Origin of the sequence: Methylobacterium sp. 4-46 (assembly GCF_000019365.1) — a bacterium.
Lineage (GTDB): Bacteria > Pseudomonadota > Alphaproteobacteria > Rhizobiales > Beijerinckiaceae > Methylobacterium.
Genome location: NC_010511.1, coordinates 692,317 through 715,058, shown reverse-complemented (window position 1 = coordinate 715,058; position 22,742 = coordinate 692,317). Strand labels below are relative to the sequence as shown.

The following is a 22,742-nucleotide window of genomic DNA, read 5'->3' as shown; positions in this document are numbered from 1 at the left end:
AGTAACGAAGCGCGCGCCCCGTGGCAAGGGAGGGGCGCGCCGCGCGGGAGGGGAACGGATGGGCAAGGTCGGCAGGCTCCGCTGGGGCATCCTCGTCCTCGTGGCGCTCGGCACGGTGGTCAACTACATCGACCGGAACGCGCTGGGCGTGCTCGCCCCCGTCCTGAAGGAGCAGCTGAGCTTCACCACCGAGCAGTATTCCTACGTGGTGGCGGCGTTCCAGGTGACCTATGGGCTGATGCAGCCGCTCGCGGGCTACCTCACCGACCTGATCGGCCTGCGCACCGGCTACGTGGTCTTCGCCCTGATCTGGGGCACGGCCTGCGCGCTGCACGGGCTGGCGACCGGCTGGCTGTCGATGGCGGGGTTCCGCGCCCTGCTGGCGGTGGGGGAGGGGGCGGCGATCCCGGCCGCCGTGAAGACCTCGACCCTGTGGTTCCCGCCCCAGGAGCGCTCGATCGCCACCGGCTGGTTCAACACCGGTTCCTCGGTCGGGGCGATGATCGCGCCGCCGCTGGTGATCTGGCTCTCGCTCAGCCTCGGCTGGCAGGCCGCCTTCGTGATCACCGGCCTGATGTCGGTGGGCGTCGCCCTGCTGTGGTGGCTCCTCTACCGCGACCCCGACCGCCACCCGGCGCTCGGCGCGGCGGAGCGCGCCCATATCGGCACGCGGCCGGCCCTGCCCAGGCCCTCGGTGCGCGCGGTCCTCACCGCGCGGCCGTTCTGGGGCATCGCGGCGGCCCGCTTCCTGACCGAGCCGGCCTGGCAGACCTTCAACTACTGGATCCCCCTCTACATGGTCACGGCCCGGGGGATGGACATCAGGCAATTCGCCCTGTTCGCGTGGATGCCCTTCCTGGCGGCGGATCTCGGCTGCGTGGCGAGCGGCTACCTCTCCCCCTTTCTCGCCCGGCGCTTCCGGATCTCGCTGCGCAACTCGCGGGTCGCCGGCATCGGGGTGGGGGCGGTCTGCATGATCGGTCCGGGGCTGATCGGCCTCGTGGCGAGCCCCTTCACGGTGATCGCGCTGTTCTCGCTCGGGGCCTTCGCGCACCAGATGCTGTCGAGCCTGCTCTACGCGGTCGTCACCGACCGCTTCGCCCCGCAGGAGGTCGCCACCGCGACCGGGTTCGGCGGCATGGCGGGCTATCTCGGCGCCACGCTGTTCTCGCTGCTGATCGGCCAGGCGGCCGCGCGCATCGGCTACGAGCCGCTCTTCGCCTGCCTCTCGGTCTTCGATCTCGCGGCGCTGCTGGTGGTCTGGCTCCTGCTCGGCGAGCGGGGCCGCGCGGCGGCCGTGCCGCCCGCCTTGCCCCTGGGCGCCGGCCCCGCGACGATGAAGGCCGAGTGAGGAGACAGGCCCCGTGTGGACACCGAGCCCGCGCTACCCCGACCCGGCGGTCGAGATCATCGACGCCTCCTTCGCCCGCTACCGGGTCTTCAGCGCCGCCGTCGAGCGCCTCGCCACCGGCTGCCGCTGGGCCGAGGGGCCGGTCTGGTTCGGGGACGGGCGCTGCCTGCTGTGGAGCGACATTCCCAACGACCGCATCCTGCGCTGGGACGAGGAGAGCGGGGTAGTCGGGACCTTCCGCAAGCCCTCGCGCTTCGCGAACGGCAACACCCGCGACCGGCAGGGGCGCCTCGTCACCTGCGAGCATGGCGGGCGGCGGGTGACCCGCACCGAGTACGACGGCGCCGTCACGGTCCTGGCCGAGTCCTTCGAGGGGCGGCGCCTCAACTCGCCGAACGACGTCGTGGTGGCCTCGGACGGGGCGGTCTGGTTCACCGACCCGCCCTTCGGCATCCTGGGCCACTACGAGGGCGAGCGGGCCGAGCCGGAACTGGCCCAGAACGTCTACCGGCTCGACCCCGCGACCGGGACGCTGGAGGCGGCGGCGCGGGAGATCGCCGGCCCGAACGGCCTCTGCTTCTCCCCGGACGAATCCGTGCTCTACCTCGTGGAATCCCGCGGGCAGCCGACCCGGCGCATCGCGGCCTTCGACGTGACGGGCGGGCGCGGGCTCGCCAACCGGCGCGTCCTGATCGATGCCGGGCCGGGCACGCCGGACGGGATCCGCTGCGACGTCGACGGCAATCTCTGGTGCGGCTGGGGCATGGGCGACGACGCCCTCGACGGGGTGATGGTGTTCAACCCCGACGGCCGCCTGATCGGCCGCATCCGCCTGCCGGAGCGCTGCGCCAACCTCTGCTTCGGCGGCCGGCACCGCAACCGCCTGTTCATGGCCGCGAGCCAGTCGGTCTACGCCCTGTACGTGGACGCGCAGGGCTGCCCCGGCGGCTAGAGCAATTCTCGGCGACGTGGATGCCGGTTCGTCGAGGACGATGCGGCACCATCCACGACCGGGAGCAGCGTCCGCGTGCAGCGTGATCGGGCGCTGCTCCAGGGTCCCGGCGCCGGGCCGCGACCGCGGCGCGCCGGCCCCCGGTGGCGGGCGCGCGTCGGTCGCGGCCTCCCGGGAAGCCGCCGCCCTCCGCCCGGAGGGGCGCGCCGGCTGCATGCCGGTCGGGGCTGACCGCGAGACCCGCGCATCTCGGGCCGCAACCGGGCCGCGATTCATGCCCAAACCGCATGGCTTCCCTCGGGTTCGCGGCAGCGCGACCCTGGCGGCGCGCCCCCGAAGCCTCCGGGTTTCTGCACGCAGGCGGTGGATTGGCAAAGATATCAGCAACCGTAAGTCACTTGCCGACATTCCCACAAAGTGCGCAGCGGTGATTATTTGCGAACAAGCAGCCTGGATCGATTGACGAAGGATCGCGCTCGGGGAAAATTGTGGCGTCATTCAAAAGGACGTAGCCATGAGTGCCGTCGTAGAGGAATCCTCCATCAATCTGACGGAGCTCGCGAGCGACATCGTTGCCGCGTATGTCTCCAACAACCGGATCTCCGGCGCCGAGCTGCCGGCCGTGCTGCGCAGCGTGTACGAGACGCTGCACGCATTGATCGCGCCGCCGCCGGCGGCCCCGGAGAAGCCGGTGCCGCCGATCCCGATCAAGAAGACGGTGACGCCGGACGCGATCATCTCGCTCGAGGATGGCAAGCCCTACAAGTCGCTGAAGCGGCACCTGTCCGGGCGCGGGCTCACCCCCGAGCAGTACCGGGAGAAGTGGGGCCTGCCGCCGGACTACCCGATGGTGGCGGCGACCTACGCGGCCCAGCGCTCCGAACTCGCCAAGAGCCTCGGCCTCGGCCAGCTGCGCCGCGAGCGCGCGATGCAGAAGCGGGCGGCGGCCGACGCGGTGGTGAGCGCGAAGACGCCGGCGCGGCGCGGCCGGCCGCCGAGGACGGCGGCCGAGTGATGCGACATCCGACGGACGGAGTCGCCATGCGGATGTCGGCTTCGCTCACGCGCCGCGCGGGCTTGGCATCCGCCGTCCGGACGATCACGTCCGGACGGCGGATGAGCGGGCCTGCCGGCGCCGGTCAGGCGCGGGCCGCCCCCGACATCAGCCCCGCGACGAGGCCGTAGGTGGCGGTCCAGGCCTCGCGCAGCTCCGGAGTGAAGGCCGGGCCCAGGCCCTGCTGCAGGGTCCAGAGCAGCGCCTCCCCGACGGGCGCGAAGTGCGCCTCGCCGACGCCGTAGGCGACGTGCCGCCGCCCGAGCTCCTGGATGGCCGGCACCACCGTGTCGGGCCGGCCGAGCTGCGCCACGGCGAGCCCCAGCATCGCCATCAGCTTCTGCTTCTGCTCGCTCATGTCGTCGGGGAAGAGCGGGCGCAGGTCTGGGGCGATCGTGAACAGGCGGTCGTAGAACAGATCGGCGGCCGTCGCGGCGATCGGACTGACTGACTCGAAACTGTCCTGGACGAGGCGGATCTGATCAGGAGACATCGGCATCACCGAGATAGACCGGGGACGGCCGAGCTTACACCAGATATCGTCCGCCGTCGCGCCGCGATCAGGCCGACGGCCGGGCCGGCAGGTCGAACAGCAGGCAGGTCGAGGTGGCGGTGGCGCAGAGGCGCCCCTCCTCGTCCGTCAGCCGCGCCTCGGCGACGGCCTGCTGGCGCCCGGCATGCAGCACCTCGCCGACGGCCGTGACCACGCCCGTCTCCCGGGTGAGGGCGCGCAGGTAGTTCACCTTCATCTCGAGCGTGGTGTAGCCGCGTCCCTCCGGCAGCAGCGAGTGCACGGCGCAGCCCATCGCGCTGTCGAGCAGGGTCGCGATCGCTCCCCCGTGCACGCAGCCGATCGGGTTGTAGAGGTGTTCCCCGGGAGCCATGCGCATGATGACCTGGCCGCTCTCGGCCGAGACCATCTCCATTCCGACGAGCGCGCTGATCGGCGGGCGCGGCACCTCCTCGGACATCAGCGCGCGCAGGAAGTCCAGCCCCGCGCGCCCGAGCCCCGCCCGGGCGGTGAGCCGCGGATCCGCCCACTCGACGAGGCGGCGCCGCGCGGGGGAGGGCTCGGGCGTGTCGCTCGTCATCTGTCGTCCCGTCGGGAGGCCTGCCGCGGCAGCCTAGCCAAGCGCGGCCGGGCGGGCAACGCGACGGGCCGGCCGCGATGTTGACCGCGGCGCCGGGCGGGCCGCTTATGCCGTCTGTCGCCTTCCCCGACGCAGCCGGGCCGGTCCGCCGGCAACCCTGCGGCCCCCCGCGAGCCGCGATGCCCTTCAACGCGCTCACCTTCCTGCTCGTCGCCCTGCCGCTCGCGCTCGCCCTGCAGGCGCTCTGCCTCGCGTGGCGGCCCGCCTGGCACGCTCGGCTCCTCGCCGGCCTGTCGCTCGCCTATTACGGGTGGTGGGACCTGCGCGCCCTGCCGCTGCTCCTCGGCGCGATCGCCGGAACCTGGCTCGCCGGCGAGGCGTATCGGCGCTCCGGCGACGGGCGGGTGATCACCCTGGCCCTCGTCCTCGACGTCGCGCTCCTCGGACTCTTCAAGTATCTGGGCTTCTTCGCCGGGCTCGGCGCGGCCCTGACCGGCGCCGCCGTCCCGGTGCCGCTCCTCCTCGCGCCGCTCGGCCTCTCCTTCCTGACCTTCCAGCACGTGGCCTACCTGGTCGACCTGCGCCGGGGCACCGGACCCGCCCTCGGCCCGACCGACTACGTCCTGTACGCGGCCTTCTTCCCGCGGGTGATCGCCGGGCCGCTGGTGCGGCCGGCCGCCTTCGCCGCGGCGCCGCCGCGGCCCGGGGCCGAGAGCGCCGCGCGCGGCCTCCTGCTCCTCGCGGCGGGCCTCGCCAAGAAGGCGGCGCTCGGCGATCCCCTCGCCGCCGCCATCGACCCGCTCTGGGCCGCGGCGGGGGCGGGCCTCGGCCCGGAAGCCGCCGCGCAGGCGGTGCTCGGCTACGCCCTGCAGCTCTACGTCGACTTCTCGGGCTACACCGACATGGCGCTCGGCCTCGCGCTCCTGTTCGGGATCGTCCTGCCGGAGAACTTCCGGGCGCCTTACCGGGCGACCTCGATCCAGGATTTCTGGCGGCGCTGGCACATCACCCTGTCGCAGTTCCTGCGCGACTACCTCTACATCCCGTTCGGGGGCAGCCGGCACGGCCTGCCGCGGCAGGCGGCGGCGCTCCTCGCCACGATGACGCTCGGCGGGCTCTGGCACGGGGCGGGGCTCACCTTCGTGGCCTGGGGAGCGGCGCACGGGGCGGCGCTCGCGCTCCACGTCCTGTGGCGCCGGGCCGGGCTGGCCCTGCCCCCGCTCGCCGGCTGGGCGGCGACCTTCGCCTTCGTGGCGCTGGCCTGGGTGCCTTTCCGGGCCCCCGACTTCGCGACCGCGCTCGCAGTCTATCGCGGGCTCGCCGGGCTCGCGGAGCCCGCAGCCGGGCTCGCGGCGCCCGCGGCCGGGCTCGCGGCGCCCGCGGCCGGGCCGGTCCCGGAGGCGTGGCCGCTCGCGGCCCTGGCCTTCGCCCTCGCGGTGATCGGGCCGACCGCCCACGACCTCGCCCACCGGCTGCCCCTCTCGGGCCGGGTGGCGGCCGCAACGGCGCTGCTCCTCGCCGCGCTCCTCGTCCAGGTCGGCAACGACGCCAACCAGGCCTTCATCTATGCCCAGTTCTGAGCCGGCGCGGCGCTTCCTCGGCCTCACGGCCCTGCTGCTGGCCGGGCTCCTCCTCCTCGTCGCCGCGCGGGTCGTCTGGTTCGACGCCTACTGGATCTTCCGCGCCGATCCGCCCTGGCGGGCGGCGACGGGGGGCGGGAACCGCCTGCTCGATCGCCAGACCCGGCGCGCCAAGGTGCTGCAGGCCCTCACCCGCCCCTGCGCGACCGTGCTGGTGGGAAGCTCCACCGTCTATCACGGGCTCGACCCGCGCGACCTCGACGCCGCGCCCCTGCCGGTCTTCAACGCCGGCATCTCGGCCATCCTCGCCGAGGAATTGCCGCTCGTGGCGAGCGTGGTCGCCTCCCGGCCGGGCGTGTCCCGGGTGGTGATCGGCCTCGACTACTCCATGTTCTCGCGCCCGAGCGTGCCGGTGCGCCTCGATCCCTCCCTCGCCTCCGCCACCGGCCGGCTGACCGCGCTCATGGGCAGCGTGCTCGGCCGCTACGCCCTGATGGACAGCCGGATCGAGGCCGTGTCGGGCGCGGAGGATCCGGGCGCCTGGACCCGCGACGGCTTCCGGGAGACGCCGCCGCTCCCCCCCGCCCTGACCCGGGAGAACGACGCGGCGCGGCGGCGCAGCACCGCGCCGTTCCGCCCGGAGACCCTGGAGGCTCTCGGTCTCGTCCTCGACCGGCTCGCGGGGCTGCGCGTCGAGGCCTACCTGTCGCCGGTGAGCGACGCGCAGCGCCGCGTCCTCGCCGATCTCGGCCTCCTCGACGATTTCGCGCGCTGGCGCGAGGCGGTCCTGCGCGTCGGCGCTGCGCGCGGGGTCGCGATCCGCGACCTCACCGCGCTCGGCGCCTCCTTTCCCTTCGACCCCGCCGCCGGCTCGACGGAGGCGTGGCTCGACAACCTGCACTACACGCCGCGGATCGGCCGGCTCGTGCTCGCCGCGCTCGGCCTGCGCCGGGCGCCGCCGTGACCCGCCCCCTCGGCCTCGCCCCGCCGGTCAAGCCCTCGGCCCTGCGCCGGCACGCGCGCCTGGCCGTCCGCGTGCCGGCCGCCGCCGACCTCGTGCTCCTGGGAGATTCGCAGGCGGCCGGCTGGCCCGAGGCGGCCCTGCCGCCGCGCAGCTTCAATTTCGGCCTGCCGGGCGACCGGGTCGAGACCACGCGCTGGCGGCTGCGGGCGGTCGACCTCTCCGGCCTGCGCCCGCGCCGCGCCCTGCTCTGGGTCGGCACCAACAACCTCGCGGACGGCGACCCCGTCGCGGAGATCGTGGCGGGGCTCGGCCTGCTCGCGGCCGAGCTCCTCGCCCTGTGGCCGGGCGCCCGGCCGATCCTGGTCACGCTGCCCTGGCGGGCGCCGCGGGCGGGCCGCCCCGACGCGGACCGGCGCGCCCTCAATCGCGGGATCGTGGGCCTCGCGCGGGGCTGCGGGGCCGATCTGCTCGACGCGGCCGCCCTGCTCGGCGGCGAGGCGGAGGCCGCGCACACCCTCGCGGCGGACCGCCTGCACGTGGCCCCGGAGGGCTATCGCCGGCTCGGGGCGCGGCTCGTCGGGCCGGGGCCGTCGTAGGAGGCGCCCGCCGCGCGCATCGGTCGGTCGCGGGCGCCCTTCGCGGGGTGCGATGCTGGTGTCCAGCACGTCCGCCAGCACGGGCGCGGCTGCCAAACCCGCGAGGTCTCACGCCCCCTCCATCGAGACTGCGCCAGGCCGGACGGACGCCGGGAAGCGATCGCTGTTCAGCCTCTCAGGCCCGGGTGCGGGCCGCGAGACCGACCAGCGCCCCGGCGAGGCGCTCCGGCCCCGCCACGGCGACGCAGCGCCCGGGCGTGAAGGCCCGCACCAGCGCCGGGGGCGGCGCCGGCGCCAGCGCGAGGGCGAAGGCGCCGACGCCGCGCGCCGCGAGCGCCCGGCAGGCCATCCGCGCATCCTCGGCGAGGAAGGCCGGATCGTGCACGTCGATGTCGGAGGGCTCGCCGTCGGTGAGCAGGATCACCGCCCCGCGTCCCGGCGGCAGGCTGCGGCCGGCATGGCGCAGGGCCGCGCCGAGCCGGGTCGATCCGGCGGGCGCGAGCCCGGCGAGGCGCGGCCAGGCGGCGGCGGGCGGCTCGTCCCAGCGCTTGATCCAGGCCACCCGCACGTCGTGGCGCCCCGCCGAGCGGAAGGCCTGGATCGCCACCGGCCCGCCCGACGCGGCGAGCGCCCCGAGCAGGGCCGCGGCCGCGCCCCGGGCCGCGTCGATCACCCGCCCGCCCCGGGGCAGCGGGTCCCCCATCGAGCGCGAGGCGTCGACCAGCAGGAGGAGCGGCACGCCCTCGGCCCGGCGCAGGACGCGGGAATAGACCCGCGGATCGGGCGCCCGGCCGGCCCGCAGGTCGGCGAGCGCGTCGGTCGCCGCCGCGAGGTCGAGCTCGTCGCCGTCGATCCGGCGCCGCATCCGCCGCGGCCGGCGCGGGCGCATCGCCGCCAGGGCCGCGGCGAGGCGCGGCTCGGACGGCGTCGGGCGGCCGAGGGCCGGCGCGGCCGACTCCTCCCGCAGGCTGACCCAGCCCGGCCGGGCGCGGCGGATGCGGCGGTCCCATTCGGGATAGCGCCAGACCCGGCCGCCCGGACGCGGCGGCAGGGCGTCGGCGGCGGGCGCGTCGGCCCCGTCGCCCGGCCCCGGCACCCGCTCCGGGCGGGCAGCGGCCTCGATCTCCCGCCGCTCCCACATTCCCGCGTGGTCGTCCCGGTAGGCGGGCTCGCTCCACCCCGCCCGCGGGCCGAAGGGGAGCCGCATCTGGCCGAGGTCGTTGCCGAGCCGGTCGCCGAGGCTGCGGCTGAGGCCGGGATCGGCCCAGGCCCGGGGATCCGCGTAGAACAGGGCCCGGCCCCGCGCCACGAAGGCGTCGGGATCGGGGTGGTCCGGATCGAGGAGGGCCCGGGCAAGGCGCGCCATCAGCCCGGCCGCCGTGCCGGCCTCCTCCGCCGCGCCCGCGTGGAAGGGGCGCCAGAGACGGACCAGCCCCGGCCGCTCGCGCAGGGCCAGGGCCTCGACCCGCGCATCCTCGATCAGCGAGACGAGGGCGATCTGGGTCGGGCGCAGCCGGCCGATCGGGAAGCGCCCGCCCCCGAAGGCGAGGTGGGCGCCGAGATGGGCGAGGCTCGCCTCCGCGAGCCGGTCCTCGCGGGCCGCCGCGGGCGCGGCGCCGTGCGGCAGGCGCAGGGCCGCCTCGTCGAAGGTCGGGCGCTGGGGCGGCGCGTCGGGGGCCGGGGCGGGCAGGGACAGGATCGGGTGGCCGCGCCCCCAGAGCGCCCGCAGCAGGGCGGCGCGGCGGCGCTCCCCCGCCGGGGCGGCCGCCGTCACGGCACCTGCGCGGCGATGCAGGAGGCGAGCGCGTCCCGCAGGGCCGGGTCGTCCGTGAGGGGCGTGGCGACCGCGAGCGCGCAGGCGGGCGCGAAGCCGATCCCGCCCGCGATCAGCCGCCCGGCATGGATCAGCATCCGGGTCGAGGCGCCCTCCGCCAGACCCTCGGCGACCAGCGCCCGCGAGGCCGCGCCGACCCGCACGAGGCGCTCCGCCACGGCCGGGCCGATCCCGGCCTCGCGCCCGACGATCTCGGCCTCGACGGGGGCCTCCGGATACGCGAAGGCGAGGGCGCCGAAGCGCTGCTTGGTGGATTCCTTGAGGTCCTTCTGCGCCGCCTGGTAGCCCGGATTGTAGGAGAGGCAGAGCAGGAAGTCGGGATGGGCCGGCACCACCTCGCCGCTGCGCTCCAGCGGCAGGATGCGCCGCGCATCCGCCAGCGGGTGGATGGCCACGATCGTGTCCGCCCGGGCCTCCACTACCTCGTCGAGGTAGCAGATCGCGCCCTGGCGCACCGCGCGGGTGAGCGGCCCGTCGTGCCAGACCGTGCCCCCGGCCTCCAGGAGCCAGCGGCCGACGAGGTCGGCGGCGCACATGTCCTCGTGGCACGCGACGGTGACGAGGGGCCGCCCGAGGCGCCAGGCCATGTGCTCCAGGAAGCGGGTCTTGCCGCACCCGGTCGGGCCCTTGAGGATCATCGGCAGCCGCGCCGCGTAGGCGGCCTCGAACAGCGCGACCTCGTCGCCGACCGGGCGATAATAGGGCTCGCTGCGCAGGAGGGGATCGGTGAGCAAGGACGGGCCCGTGCGGGAGGAGGGGGGAGAGGACCGGGGCGCCCCGGCGCCTCAGCGGTGCGGCGCCTCGCCCTCGCCCACGAGCGGGATCCCCTCGATCGGGCATTCGGGCGTGCCGACGCTCGCCCGGGTGATCGCCCGCACGGCGTCCCGGGTGGCGTCCGGATCCTCGATCCAGCGCCGGTAGAAGTCGTAGGGGCAGGCCGCCATCCCGTGCCGCGCCTCGCCGGAATTGATCATCCCGGTGTAGCCCCGGTGCAGCAGCTTGAAGAGGTGGTTCTCCGACTGCCAGTTGGCGCGCGCGTCGCGGATCAGGAACTTCGACAAGGCCGCGTACTGGATGCCGTTCTCCTCCTCGCCGCACTCGCCCAGGGTCCGCCCGTCGAAGCCGACCAGGGCCGAGTGGCCGAAATAGGTGTAGACCCCGTCGAAGCCCGAGGCGTTCGCCACCGCCACGTAGACGTTGTTGGCGAAGGCCATCGCCTTCGACATCAGGATCTGCTGCTCCTTGGCAGGGTACATGTAGCCCTGGCAGCGGATGATCAGCTCCGCCCCGCGCATCGCGCAGTCGCGCCAGATCTCCGGGTAGTTGCCGTCGTCGCAGATGATCAGGCTGACCTTCAGCCCCTTCGGCCCCTCCGAGACATAGGTGCAGTGGCCCGGGTACCAGCCCTCGATCGGCACCCAGGGCATGATCTTGCGGTACTTCTGGACGATCTCGCCCCGGTCGTTCATCAGGATGAGGGTGTTGTAGGGCGCCTTGTGCGGGTGCTCCTCGTGGCGCTCGCCGGTGAGCGAGAACACGCCCCAGACCTTCGCCTTGCGGCAGGCCTCGGCGAAGATCGCCGTCTCCTCGCCGGGAATGCACGACGCGGTCTCGTACATCTCGGCGGCGTCGTACATGATCCCGTGCGTCGAGTATTCCGGGAACACGATCAGGTCCAGGCCCGGCAGGCCGGCCTTCACGCCCACCACCATGTCGGCGATCTTGCGGCAATTCTCCAGGACCTCGGCCTTGGTGTGCAGCCGCGGCATCTTGTAGTTGACGACCGCGACGCCGACGCTGTCGTGGCTGCTGGAAATGTCCCCGTGATGCATGGCGTGTCTCCCGATCGAACGCGCGTGCGGACGAGGCGCGGCCCCTTCCCGGGCGGGAGAGGGGCCGCGCCCGGATCGTCAGTGGCTGATCATCCACGGCCGTGCGGCCGGGAAGCTCTTGGCCGGGCTGCCGTTGGCCGAGCCGCCGGCCGCCTTCCCGGGCGCGCAGCAGCCGCAGCCGGCGCCGTGGCTGCGCCGGGGGGCGTGGCGGCTGCGCTCGTTGGCGGCGTGCGCCGCCCTCACCCCCGCCTCCATGCCGGACAGCCGCGGCGCCGTCAGGAAGGCCCGCTCGCACGATTGCCCGCAATCCGGGCAATCGTGCGGGTCGCGGAACTGCGCCATCGGCCGCAGCACCGTGAAGGGGCCGCAGCTCTCGCAGGAATAGTCGTAGACCGGCATCTCACGTGTCCGGCGAGAGCGGCATCTGGACCGAGCCGTCGAGGAACTTCTGGGGCCCGGCCGCGCTCGGGTTGATGTCGAACTCGAAGATGCCGGTCGGCAGCCAGAGGGTGGCGCAGGCGTTCGGCACGTCGACGACGCCCGAGACGTGGCCCTGCACCGGCGCCGTGCCGAGGATCGAGTAGGCCTGCGCGCCCGAATAGCCGAACTTCTTCAGGTACTCGATCGCGTTGAGGCAGGCCTGCCGGTACGCGACGGTCACGTCGAGGTAGTGCTGGCCGCCGCTCTCGTCGACCGAGATGCCCTCGAAGATCAGGTAGTCGTCGTAGCGCGGGGTGATCGGCGAGGGCTTGAAGATCGGGTTCTTGATCCCGTACTTGGCCATGCCGTCCTTGATGACGTCGACCCGGAGGTGAACCCAGCCCGCCATCTCGATGGCGCCGCAGAAGGTGATCTCGCCGTCGCCCTGGCTGAAGTGGAGGTCGCCCATCGAGAGGCCGCCCCCGGGGACGTAGACCGGGAAGTAGATCTTCGAGCCGCGCGACAGGTCCTTGATGTCGCAATTGCCGCCGTGCTCGCGGGGCGGGACGGTGCGGGCGCCCTCGGCCGCCGCCTTGTCCTTCGCCTCGCCCTTGAGCCGGCCCATGTGGGCGGTCGGGCCGAAGGGCGGGTTGGCGAGGCCCGGCACCCGGGTCGGGTTGGTGGCGATCAGCGCGGTCTCGCGCGCGTTCCAGGTCGCGAGCAGCTTCGGGTCGGGCAGGCAGCCGATCAGGCCGGGATGGATCAGGCCCGGGAAGCGCACGCCCGGCACGTGGCGCGACCTGGTGAACAGGCCCTCGATGTCCCAGATCGACTTCTGGGCCAGCGGGAAGTGGTCGGTGAGGAAGCCGCCGCCGTTCTTCTTGGAGAAGAAGCCGTTGAAGCCCCACAGCGAATCCGGCTTGGCGCCGATGTCGAGCAGGTCGACGACCAGGAGGTCGCCCGGCTCCGCCCCCTCGACGCCGACCGGGCCGGACAGGAAGTGCACGATCGACAGGTCGATGTCGCGCACGTCGTCGGCCGAATCGTCGTTCTTGATGAAGCCGCCGGTCCAGTCATAGGTCTCGATGATGAAGTCGTCGCCCGGCTTCACCATGGCGACCATCGGGATGTCCGGGTGCCAGCGGTTGTGCACCATGTCGTTTTCGTAGGGCGACTGGGTGAGATCGACCTTGATCAGGGTCTCGGGCATTTCCTGCGAGGCTCCTCAGTGGGGTTGGATCGAGGGCAGGCGCTCTCCCTCCGGCGCCGGGTTCGCCCCGGGCCGGCCCGTCCTGCCGTCTCTCGGTCATCCGGCCGGGGCCGGATCCTTGCGCCGGCCCGGGGCCGTGCGTGCCGCCGGGCCTCCGTCAGACGGAGAGGAAGCGGGCGACCTTGGCCTCATCGACGTCGGCGCGCCGGTCCTCATGCACGATCGCGCCGTTCTCGATCACCAGCACCCGGTCGGCGACGTCGAGGGCGAAGCTGAGCACCTGCTCGGAGACGACGATCGCGAGGCCGCGCTCGTCGCGGATGCGCTTCAGCGTCCGGCCCATCTCGCGGATGATCGAGGGCTGGATGCCCTCGGTCGGCTCGTCGAGCAGCAGCACCTTCGGCCGGCTCGCCAGCGCCCGCGCGATGGCGAGCTGCTGCTGCTGGCCGCCCGAGAGGTTGCCGCCGCGCCGGCCCTTCATCTCCAGCAGCACCGGGAACATCTCGTAGAGGTCGCCCGGGACCCGGCTGCTGCCGGTCACGGTGAGCCCGGTCTCGATGTTCTCCTGCACGGTCATGGCCGAGAAGATCATGCGCCCCTGCGGCACGTAGGCGAGGCCGGCGGCGACCCGCTGGAAGGTCTTGAGGCCGGTGACGTCGCGCTCCCCGATCCGGATCGTGCCCGATCGCGCCGGCAGGATGCCCATCAGGGTCTTCATGAAGCTGGTCTTGCCCATGCCGTTGCGGCCCATGAGCGCGACGATCTCGCCCGGCGCGACCGCGAGGTCGATGCCGTGCAGCACCTCGCTCTGGCCGTAGGCCGCGTGCAGGCCGGTCACCGCGAGGAGGGGGGCCGGGCCGACCTGCGGGCCGGCCGGCGGCGCGGCGGGCGGGGTGGCGATGGCGGTCTCAAGCATGCGCGGCCTCCCTCAATGCCCGAGATAGACTTCGACCACCTTGGGGTCGTTCTTCACCCGCTCCATCGAGCCCTCGGACAGGACCCGGCCCTGGTGCAGCACGGTGACCCGGTGGGCGATGTCCTCGACGAACTTCATGTCGTGCTCGATCACCAGCACCGACCGGCCCTTGATGATCTGGTGCAGCAAGTCCGCGGTCTTCTTGCGCTCGGCGACGCTCATGCCGGCGACCGGTTCATCGAGCATCAGCAGCTCCGGGTCCTGGATCAGCAGCATGCCGATCTCCAGCCACTGCTTCTGGCCGTGGCTGAGGTATTCCGCGCGGGCGTCGAGGTGATCCTTGAGGAAGATCATCTCGGCGATCTCGTGGACGCGGTCGCGCACCGCGGCGTCGCGCTTGAAGGTCAGCGCTCCGAACACCGTGCGGCCGCGCGGATAGGAGATCTCCAGGTTCTCGAACACCGTGAGGTCGTCGTAGATCGAGGGCGTCTGGAACTTGCGGCCGACGCCGGCCAGCACGATCGCGCTCTCCGACATGCGGGTGAGTTCCTGGCCGCGATACTTGATCGAGCCGGAGGTCGCCTTGGTGCGCCCGCAGATCAGGTCGAGGACGGTGGTCTTGCCGGCCCCGTTCGGGCCGATGATCACCCGGATCTCGTTCGGGTCGACGTAGAACGAGACGTCGTTGACCGCCTTGAACCCGTCGAAGGAGACGGTGAGGGCCTCGACCGCGAGGAGGAAATCCTGCTGGCCGGGGGCGGCGGGGACGTGAGCGGCGTTCATCCTGCGATCTCCTATTCGGCCGGGGCGCCGTGCGGCAGCGCGGCCGGGAGGACGGGGGCGCCGGGTTTGGCGGGATCGGGTGTGGCGGAGAGGCGCGGCGCCACGAACTGGCGCCAGATCCCGGCGAGCCCGTTCGGGAAGGCCAGCACCACCCCGATGAACAGCGCGCCGAGGCCGAACAGCCAGAGTTCGGGAAAGCTCTCCGAGAAGCTGGTCTTGGCCCAGTTGACGAGCAGCGTGCCGTAGACCGCGCCGAACAGCGACAGGCGCCCGCCGACCGCGGTGTAGATCACCATCTCGATCGACGGCACGATGCCGACGAAGGACGGCGACATGAAGCCGACCTGCAGGGTGAACATCGCCCCGCCGATCGCCGCGAAGGCCGCCGCGAGGCAGAATGCGAAGATCTTGAAGCTCGCCACCGAGTAGCCCGAGAAGCGGACCCGGTCCTCCTTGTCGCGCATGGCGACCAGGATGCGGCCGAGCTTCGAGCGCTTGACGTATTGCGCGGCCAGGATGCAGGCGATCAGGAGCCCGCCGTTGACGAAGTAGAGCACGGTTTTGGCGTGGTCGGTGCGGATGTCCCAGCCGTGGAGCGTGCGCAGGTCGGTGATGCCGTTGATGCCGCCCGTGTAGCCCTGCTGGCCGACGATCAGGATGGTGAGGATCGCGGCGATCGCCTGGGTGATGATCGCGAAGTAGGTGCCGCCGACCCGCCGCTTGAACATCGCCGCGCTGATGACGAGGGCGAACAGGGTCGGCACCGCCACCACGGCGAGCAGCGTGAGCGGCAGGGAGTGGAACGGCTTCCAGAACCAGGGCAGGGCCGTGACCTGGTTCCAGTCCATGAAGTCGGGGATGCCCGGCGTCGACTGGATCTTGGTGTTCTCGACCGAGGAGGCTTCGAGCTTCAGGTACATGGCCATGCAGTAGCCGCCGAGCCCGAAGAACACCCCCTGGCCGAGGGACAGGATGCCGCAATAGCCCCAGCAGATGACGAGGCCGAGCGCGACGAAGGCGTAGGTGAGGTACTTGCCGACGAGGTTGAGCCGGAAGATGTCGAGGGCGAGCGGCAGCACCACCAGGATCAGGGCGGCGAGGACGGCGAGGCTCGCCCACTCCATCGGCTTCATGAAGGCGTTGTCGTTGAGGGTCGGGGATGTCATGTCGTCGGGACTCCTCAGCGCCGGACCTTGAGGGTGAACAGCCCCTGCGGCCGCATCATCAGGATCGCCACGACGCCGAGCAGCGTGAGGACCTTGGCGGTCGAGCCGGAGAGGAAGAATTCGAGGGTCGACTGGGTCTGCGAGATCGAGAAGGCCGACGCGATGGTGCCGGCGAGGCTGGCGGCGCCCCCGAAGACCACGATCAGGAAGGTGTCGACGATGTAGAGCTGGCCGGAGGTCGGCCCCGTCGAGCCGATCATCGTGAAGGCCGCGCCCGCGATGCCGGCGATGCCGCAGCCGAGGCCGAAGGTGAGGCGGTCGACCTTGTCGGTGTCGATGCCGACCGCGCCCGCCATGACGCGGTTCTGCATCACCGCGCGCACCCGCTTGCCGTAGCCGGAGCGGAACAGCAGCAGCGCCACCGCGAGCGTGATCAGGGCGGTGACGCCCATCACGACCATGCCGTTGATCTGGATCTCGATGGTCTCGGTCGCCTGGACCGAGCCCATCATCCAGGAGGGCAGCTCCACGCCGACCTCGCGGGCGCCGAAGATCGAGCGGTAGGCCTGCTGCAGGATCAGCGACAGGCCCCAGGTGGCCAGCAGCGTGTCGAGCGGGCGCTTGTAGAGGTGCCGGATCAGCGCCCACTCGACCAGCATCCCGAGCGCCCCGGAGGCCAGGAAGGCCAGCCCCATCGCCACGAAGAACGAGACCGGGAACAGGCTCGGCAGGTGCGACTGGAAGACATTCGAGCACAAATAGGTCATGTAGGCGCCCAGGATCATGAATTCCCCGTGCGCCATGTTGATCACGCCCATCTGCCCGAAGATGATGGCGAGGCCGAGGGCCATCAGGACGTAGACCGAAAACAGGATGAGGCCGGCGAAGCCCTGCATCGCGAAGATCGAGCCGAGATCGCCGAGCGAGTAGTCACCGAACATGGGCGGGCTCCGGGACGGAGGGGGGCGCTGGGGGAGGGCGCGGGCGGCGCGGCCCCCCGCTCCGGGGCTGGAGGAGGGGGCTCGCGGGGCGGGCGGCGCGCCTACTGGTAGCCGACCGGGAACGGGTTCGGCTCGATCAGGTCGGCACTCTCGTAGACCACCTCGAACTGCCCGTCCGCCTTGGCGAGGCCGACGCGCGTCTTCGACCACAGGTGGTGGTTCGGGTGGATGCGCACGTAGCCCTCGGGGGCGCCCTTGAACTCGACGCCGGCCGAGCCCGCCGCGATCTTGTCGACGTCGAACGAACCGACCTTCTCGGCGGTCAGCTTCCACAGGTACGGGCCCAGGTAGGCCGCCTGGGTGACGTCGCCGATCACCGTCTTCTCGCCCCACATCTTCTTGAAGGCGGGCACGAACTTCTCGTTGTTCGGGTTCTTCAGGGATTGGAAGTACTTCATGCAGGCGTAGGCGCCGGCGATGTTCTCGCCGCCGATGCCGTCGATCTCGTCCTCGGTCACCGAGATCGTCATCAGCACCTGCTTCGACAGGTCGATGCCGGCCGCCTTGAGCTGCTTGTAGAAGGCCACGTTCGAGCCGCCGACCACGTCGGCGAAAATCACGTTCGGCTTCGTCAGCTTGATCTTGTTGATTACCGAGTTGAACTGGGTGTGGCCGAGCGGGAAATACTCCTCACCGACGACCTTGCCCTTGATCACGTTCTCGACGTGCTTGCGGGCGATCTTGTTCGAGGTGCGCGGCCAGATGTAGTCCGAGCCGATGAAGAAGAAGGTCTTGCCGCCCTTCTCCTTGGCGACCCAGTCGAGGCCCGCCAGGATCTGCTGCGTCGCCTCCTGGCCCGTATAGATGACGTTCTTCGATTCTTCCAGTCCTTCGTAGAAGGTCGGATAGTAGAGCATGCCGTTGTACTGCTCGAACACCGGCAGCACCGCCTTGCGGGAGGCCGAGGTACAGCAGCCGAACACCGCCGCGCACTTGTCGTTGACGAGCAGCTTCTTGGCCTTCTCGGCGAAGGTCGGCCAGTCGGAGGCGCCGTCCTCCTGGATGATCTTGATCTTGCGGCCGAGCACGCCGCCCTCGGCGTTGATCTGCTCGATGGCGAGCTTCTCGGCCTGCTGCGCGCCGGTCTCGGAGATCGCCATCGTGCCGGTGACCGAGTGCAGGATGCCGACCGTCACCTCGGTGTCGGTGACGGCGAGCCCGGTCGTGTTCACCGCGGAGGTCGGGGGGGCGGCCAGCGCGAGGCGGGGCAGGGCCGCCACCGCCGGCACCGCGGCCAGCCCCATCAGCAGCCGGCGCCGCAGCGCGGATTCCAGGCCCCGGTCGTTCTCGTCTGCCATCGCTCGTCCTCTCCTGAAGGCTCGCGGGGCCGGCCCGTCCCGGGCGGTCCGCGCCGCGACCGGAGCGGAGGCTAGGCGGCATTGTGCGACGCAGCATATACGCTGTTTTGCGTATACCGCTGCGCCATGACCCTGCGCAGGATTGCGCGCTGCCCCCGTCGCGCGCGGACGCCAAGTCCCGATCGGGGTGGGGAGCGGCGCGCCGCAGGCGTGCATTTGCGGAAGCGTGTCGTAGATTGCGCTGCAGCAAGCGCGGCCTGGAGGCACATGCAGGGACGACAGCGCATCATCCCGGTCCGGCGCGATTACAACCGGTGGGTCGCGAACGAGACGCTCGAGGATTTCGCGCTGCGCTTCACCGCCAAGCGCGCCCGGCGCTGGTCGGTCCTGCGCGTCGCCCAGACGGCGCTCGGCTCGGTCGCCTTCCTGGCGCTGGAGGCGATCGGCGGCACGCTGATCCTGGCCTACGGCTTCACCAACACGATGGCGGCCATCCTGGCGGTCGGTCTCGTGATCTTCCTCGCGGGCGTGCCGGTGGGCGCCACCGCGGCCCGCCACGGGCTCGACGTCGACCTTCTCACCCGCGGGGCGGGCTTCGGCTATATCGGCTCGACCCTGACCTCGCTGATCTACGCGAGCTTCACCTACCTGTTCTTCGCCATCGAGGCCGCCATCATGGCGCTGGCGCTGGAACTCTGCCTCGGCCTGCCGCTGCCGGTCGGCTACCTGGTGAGCGCGCTCGCGGTGATCCCCCTCGTCACCTACGGCATCGCGCTGATCAGCCGGTTCCAGCTCGTCACGCAGCCGGTCTGGCTCCTGCTGAACCTGCTGCCGCTCGCCTTCATCGCGGTCGCGGCGGACCGCCCCGTCGAGGCCTGGATGGCGCATGCGGGCCTCGCGGGGGCGCGGGGCGAGGGCTTCGACCCGCTGCTCTTCGGCGCCGCCTGCGGGATCCTGTTCTCGCTCCTCGCCCAGGTCGGCGAGCAGGTCGACTTCCTGCGCTTCGTGCCGCCGCCGCAGCCGAACCGGGAGCTGCGCTGGTGGGCGGCGGTGCTGGGGGCGGGGGCCGGCTGGGTCGTGCCGGGCATGCTCAAGATCCTGCTCGGCTCCTTCCTGGCGGTGCTGGCGCTCGGCCAGGGCGTGCCGGCCGAGCGGGCGAGCGAGCCGACCCAGATGTACGCCGCGGCCTTCGGGTACGGCCTGCCGGCCGGCGGCGCGATCCTGGTCACCGGCCTGTTCGTGGTGATCTCGCAGCTCAAGATCAACGTGACCAACGCCTATGCGGGCTCGATCGCGTGGTCGAACTTCTTCTCGCGGCTCACCCACAGCCATCCGGGCCGGGTGGTGTGGCTGGTCTTCAACGTCGCGATCGCGCTCCTGCTGATGGAGCTCGGCATCTACAAGACGCTGGAGCGCACGCTCGGGCTCTACGCCCTGGTGGCGGCGGCCTGGATGGGGGCCCTGATGGCCGACCTCGCGGTCAACAAGCCGCTCGGCCTCTCGCCGCCCGGCATCGAGTTCAAGCGCGCCCACCTCTACGACGTGAACCCGGTCGGCACCGGGGCGATGGCGCTCGCCTGCCTCGTCGCCTTCCTGGCCTATGCGGGGCTGCTCGGGGCGGGGCCGCAGGCCTTCGCGGCCTTCATCGCCCTCGGCACCGCCTTCGCGGCGGCGCCGCTCATCGCCTGGGCGACGGACGGCCGCTACTACTTCGCGCGCCGGCCGCGGCGGCACTGGCAGCGGCGCGGCGAGATCACCTGCGGCGTCTGCGAGCACAGCTTCGAGCCCGAGGACATGGCCTATTGCCCGGCCTACGCGGTGCCGATCTGCTCGCTGTGCTGCTCCCTCGACGTGCGCTGCGGCGACCTGTGCAAGCCGCACGCCCGGCTCTCCGCCCAGGTGAGCCACGTCGCGGCGCGGCTCTCGCCCCGCGTCGCCGCGGTGGTCGAGTCCCGGCTCGGGCGCTACGCCGGCATCATGCTGGCGCTCTGCGCCGCCGCCGGGCTGATCCTCGGAGTCGTCTACGCGGAGGCGGCGCACCGCGCCCCCGCGCACGGCGCCGTCCTCGCCCAGGCGCTGGAGGCGGTGTTCTTCGTGATGGCGGTGATCTTCGGCGTGGTGGCGTGGCTCTTCGTGCTGGCGCAGGAGAGCCGCCGCGTCGCCCAGGAGGAGACCGCCCGCCAGACCGCCCTGCACCGGGCCGAGATCGCCGCCCACAAGATCACCGACGCCAAGCTCCAGAAGGCCAAGGAGGCGGCGGAGGCCGCCAACCTCGCCAAGAGCCGCTACGTGGTGGGCATCAGCCACGAGCTGCGCACGCCCCTCAACGCCGTGCTCGGCTACGCGCAGCTCCTGGAGAACGACCCGGCGATCCCGCCCCAGCGGCAATCGGGCATCCGGGTGATCCGGCGCAGCGCCGAGCACCTGTCGGGCCTGATCGACGGCCTGCTCGACATCTCGCGCATGGAGGCCGGCCGGCTCCAGCTCCACCGCAACGCGGTGCGCCTGCCCGACTTCCTCGACCAGATCGTCGACATGTGCCGGCCGCAGGCGGAGGCGGCGGGGCTCGAGTTCCGCTTCACCCGGCCGGCGATCCTGCCCGCCCTCGTCGCCACCGACGAGAAGCGCCTGCGCCAGATCCTGCTCAACCTGATCTCGAACGCCATCAAGTTCACGGCCCGGGGCCATGTCGGCCTCGACCTGACCTACCGCAACCAGATCGCCGAATTCGCCGTGACCGACACCGGCTCCGGCATCCCGGAGGCCGACCTGCCGCGCATCTTCGAGCCCTTCGTGCGCGGCACGCTGCCGGCGGCGACCAGCACGCCCGGCACCGGCCTCGGGCTCACCATCGCCCATCTCCTGGCGCAGGTGATGGGCGGCGAGATCACGGTGGCGAGCGCGCTCGGCCGCGGCAGCACCTTCCGGCTGCGCCTGATGCTGTCCTCGCTCGCGGAGAGCGGCCGCGCGGCCCCCGCCGAGGCGCCGGTGCGGGGCTACGCGGGGCGCCGCCGCACCATCTTCGTCGTGGACGACGATCCCGCGCACCGCGACCTGATGCGCGAGATCCTGACGCCCCTCGGCTTCACCCTGCTCTCGGCCGCGGACGGGCCGTCCTGCCTCGACCTCGCGGCGGGCTGCCGGCCGGACCTCTTCCTCCTCGACATCGCCATGCCGGGCATGAACGGCTGGGAGCTCGCCCGGCGCCTGCGCGCGGAGGGTCACGGCCCCGCCCGCATCGCCATGATGTCGGCCAACGTCCACGAGATCAGCCCGGTGCGGGGCGAGGACGCGCCGCACGACGCGATCATCGCCAAGCCCTTCGACCTGCGCGACTTCCTCTCCCGGATCCAGGCCCTGCTCGGCCTCGACTGGATCACCGCCGAGGCGCCCCCCGTGCGGACCGGCCCCCGGCGCGCCACGCCCGAGCAGGTGGCCGAGCTGATCCGGCTCGGGCGCATCGGCCATGTCCGGGGCATCGAGGCGAAGCTCGCCGAGATCGAGGCCGAGACGCCCGCGCCCTTCGTGGCGGAGCTGCGGGGCCTCGTCCAGGCCTACGACCTGCCCCGCTACATGGCGGTGCTGGAGGGGATGAGCGGCGATGCCTGAGCCCGGCCGCGACGTCATCCTCGTCGTCGACGACTCGCCCGAGACCCTGAGCTTCCTCACCTCCGCCATCGAGGCGACGGGCGCCACCGTGCTGGTCGCGGTCTCGGGGGAGGCGGCCCTGACCCTGGTGCAGGAGATCACCCCCGACATCATCCTGCTCGACGCGGTGATGCCGGGCCTCGACGGGTTCGAGACCTGCCGCCGCCTCAAGGCCAACGCCGCCCTGGCCCACGTGCCGGTGATCTTCATGACCGGCCTGTCGGAGACCGAGCACATCGTGCGGGGGCTGGAGGCGGGCGGCGTCGACTACGTCGCCAAGCCGATCTCGGCGACCGAGATCCTGGCGCGCATCCGCGTCCACCTCGCCAATGCGCGGGCGGCGCAGAGCGCGCGGCTCGCCCTCGACAGCGCCGGGCGCTACCTCTTCGCGGTCGACGGGGCGGGTTCGGTGCGCTGGTGCACGCCCCAGGCGGCGCGGCTCCTGCGCGACCTCGCGGAATCCTCCGCGGCGGGCGACCCGGCGCTGCCGCCGGCCGCCCGGGCCTGGCTGCGGGCCGCGGCGCCCGGGCCCGTGGCGCTCGCCACCCCGGACGGGCGGCGCCTGCAGCTGAGCCGCATCGGCCAGGTCGGGGGCGACGAGATCCTGCTGCGGCTCGCCCTCGACGGGGGCGGCGAGATCGAGCGCCTGCGCCGGGCCCTCGGCCTGACCCAGCGCGAGGCCGAGGTGCTGCTCTGGGTCTCCCGCGGCAAGGCGAGCCGCGACATCGGCGAGATTCTGTCCCTGAGCCCCCGCACGGTCACCAAGCACCTGGAGCAGGTCTACGCCAAGCTCGGCGTCGAGAACCGCACCTCGGCCTCGGCCCTGGTCGTGCGGGCGCTGCAGGAGCAGGGAGGCTGAGCCCGGCCCGAAATCGGACGATCGCGCGGGCTGCCCCTGCCGCGCGCGACCCCCGACACCGTATCCCCGGCGCGGTGGCCGGTCGGGCGCGGCGCCCTCACATGACATCCGGTTGATTGCTTCGCCATCTCCCATTTCGGCAAAGCGGATGTCGGCGTCGCTCGGGCGCCGCGCAGGCTTGGGATAC

General features: G+C 72.5%; 20 protein-coding genes. 8 read left to right on the top strand and 12 right to left on the bottom strand.

What is annotated here, in order from left to right; all coding sequences use genetic code 11:
• Positions 1 to 58 precede the first annotated feature (58 nt).
• The 3 genes from M446_RS02995 (at position 59) to M446_RS02985 (ending at position 3,318) form a co-directional block, all read left to right on the top strand.
• The gene (locus M446_RS02995) at positions 59 to 1,351 is read left to right on the top strand and encodes an MFS transporter (protein ID WP_012330588.1); all 1,293 of its coding nucleotides are present in this window, start codon (positions 59 to 61) and stop codon (positions 1,349 to 1,351) included.
• Positions 1,352 to 1,364: 13 nt separating this feature from the next.
• Entirely contained in the window at positions 1,365 to 2,303 is a 939-nt protein-coding gene (locus tag M446_RS02990) for an SMP-30/gluconolactonase/LRE family protein (RefSeq protein ID WP_012330587.1), read from the top strand.
• 514 nt (positions 2,304 to 2,817) lie between these two features.
• Complete coding sequence (locus M446_RS02985) at positions 2,818 to 3,318, top strand: MucR family transcriptional regulator (RefSeq protein WP_012330586.1); 501 nt, start codon at positions 2,818 to 2,820, stop codon at positions 3,316 to 3,318.
• 124 nt (positions 3,319 to 3,442) lie between these two features.
• Here the strand turns inward: M446_RS02985 and M446_RS02980 are convergent, their stop codons facing one another.
• Positions 3,443 to 3,850, bottom strand: coding sequence for a globin family protein (locus tag M446_RS02980; protein WP_012330585.1), 408 nt, complete (start codon positions 3,848 to 3,850; stop codon positions 3,443 to 3,445).
• 67 nt (positions 3,851 to 3,917) lie between these two features.
• On the bottom strand, positions 3,918 to 4,448 hold the full coding sequence (locus M446_RS02975) for a PaaI family thioesterase (protein WP_012330584.1): 531 nt from the start codon (positions 4,446 to 4,448) through the stop codon (positions 3,918 to 3,920).
• A 179-nt stretch (positions 4,449 to 4,627) separates the two neighbouring features.
• On the opposite strand from M446_RS02975, the gene M446_RS02970 reads away from it, so the two are divergent.
• The 3 genes from M446_RS02970 to M446_RS02960 are packed head-to-tail and all read left to right on the top strand — an operon-like array spanning position 4,628 to position 7,588.
• A complete protein-coding gene (locus tag M446_RS02970; protein ID WP_012330583.1) occupies positions 4,628 to 6,028 on the top strand; it encodes an MBOAT family O-acyltransferase in 1,401 nt (466 codons plus the stop codon).
• The gene (locus M446_RS02965; RefSeq protein ID WP_012330582.1) at positions 6,015 to 6,992 is read left to right on the top strand and encodes a hypothetical protein; all 978 of its coding nucleotides are present in this window, start codon (positions 6,015 to 6,017) and stop codon (positions 6,990 to 6,992) included. Before M446_RS02970 ends, M446_RS02965 begins: the two co-directional genes overlap by 14 nt.
• Positions 6,989 to 7,588: a GDSL-type esterase/lipase family protein gene (locus tag M446_RS02960; protein WP_012330581.1), complete on the top strand. Its 600-nt coding sequence runs from the start codon at positions 6,989 to 6,991 to the stop codon at positions 7,586 to 7,588. The genes M446_RS02965 and M446_RS02960 overlap by 4 nt, the downstream gene beginning before the upstream one ends.
• Positions 7,589 to 7,763: 175 nt before the next feature.
• On the opposite strand, the gene M446_RS02955 is transcribed toward M446_RS02960, so the two are convergent.
• The 10 genes from M446_RS02955 to urtA form a co-directional block, all read right to left on the bottom strand.
• Positions 7,764 to 9,362, bottom strand: coding sequence for a VWA domain-containing protein (locus M446_RS02955; RefSeq protein WP_012330580.1), 1,599 nt, complete (start codon positions 9,360 to 9,362; stop codon positions 7,764 to 7,766).
• Positions 9,359 to 10,156: a CbbQ/NirQ/NorQ/GpvN family protein gene (locus tag M446_RS02950; protein WP_012330579.1), complete on the bottom strand. Its 798-nt coding sequence runs from the start codon at positions 10,154 to 10,156 to the stop codon at positions 9,359 to 9,361. Before M446_RS02950 ends, M446_RS02955 begins: the two co-directional genes overlap by 4 nt.
• A 51-nt stretch (positions 10,157 to 10,207) precedes the next feature.
• Positions 10,208 to 11,254, bottom strand: coding sequence for an aliphatic amidase (locus tag M446_RS02945; protein ID WP_012330578.1), 1,047 nt, complete (start codon positions 11,252 to 11,254; stop codon positions 10,208 to 10,210).
• Positions 11,255 to 11,332: 78 nt separating this feature from the next.
• On the bottom strand, positions 11,333 to 11,653 hold the full coding sequence (locus M446_RS02940; protein ID WP_012330577.1) for an FmdB family zinc ribbon protein: 321 nt from the start codon (positions 11,651 to 11,653) through the stop codon (positions 11,333 to 11,335).
• A 1-nt stretch (position 11,654) separates the two neighbouring features.
• Entirely contained in the window at positions 11,655 to 12,884 is a 1,230-nt protein-coding gene (gene fmdA / locus M446_RS02935; RefSeq protein ID WP_012330576.1) for a formamidase, read from the bottom strand.
• 157 nt (positions 12,885 to 13,041) lie between these two features.
• Positions 13,042 to 13,800 (bottom strand): urea ABC transporter ATP-binding subunit UrtE, encoded by a 759-nt coding sequence (gene urtE, locus M446_RS02930; protein ID WP_012330575.1) that lies wholly within the window; start codon positions 13,798 to 13,800, stop codon positions 13,042 to 13,044.
• Between the two features lie 12 nt (positions 13,801 to 13,812).
• Positions 13,813 to 14,583 (bottom strand): urea ABC transporter ATP-binding protein UrtD, encoded by a 771-nt coding sequence (gene urtD, locus M446_RS02925; RefSeq protein ID WP_012330574.1) that lies wholly within the window; start codon positions 14,581 to 14,583, stop codon positions 13,813 to 13,815.
• 11 nt (positions 14,584 to 14,594) lie between these two features.
• A complete protein-coding gene (urtC, locus tag M446_RS02920) occupies positions 14,595 to 15,749 on the bottom strand; it encodes an urea ABC transporter permease subunit UrtC (protein ID WP_012330573.1) in 1,155 nt (384 codons plus the stop codon).
• Positions 15,750 to 15,763: 14 nt separating this feature from the next.
• Positions 15,764 to 16,690, bottom strand: a complete 927-nt coding sequence (gene urtB / locus M446_RS02915) for an urea ABC transporter permease subunit UrtB (protein ID WP_012330572.1) — start codon at positions 16,688 to 16,690, stop codon at positions 15,764 to 15,766.
• Positions 16,691 to 16,791: 101 nt separating this feature from the next.
• Positions 16,792 to 18,048 carry an urea ABC transporter substrate-binding protein gene (gene urtA, locus M446_RS02910; protein WP_012330571.1) on the bottom strand — a complete coding sequence of 419 codons (1,257 nt, stop codon included), beginning with the start codon at positions 18,046 to 18,048 and terminating at the stop codon, positions 16,792 to 16,794.
• 267 nt (positions 18,049 to 18,315) lie between these two features.
• Between urtA and M446_RS02905 the strand changes: the two genes are divergently transcribed.
• Positions 18,316 to 21,657 carry an ATP-binding protein gene (locus M446_RS02905; RefSeq protein ID WP_012330570.1) on the top strand — a complete coding sequence of 1,114 codons (3,342 nt, stop codon included), beginning with the start codon at positions 18,316 to 18,318 and terminating at the stop codon, positions 21,655 to 21,657.
• The gene (locus M446_RS02900) at positions 21,650 to 22,555 is read left to right on the top strand and encodes a response regulator transcription factor (RefSeq protein ID WP_012330569.1); all 906 of its coding nucleotides are present in this window, start codon (positions 21,650 to 21,652) and stop codon (positions 22,553 to 22,555) included. Before M446_RS02905 ends, M446_RS02900 begins: the two co-directional genes overlap by 8 nt.
• Positions 22,556 to 22,742: the final 187 nt, after the last annotated feature.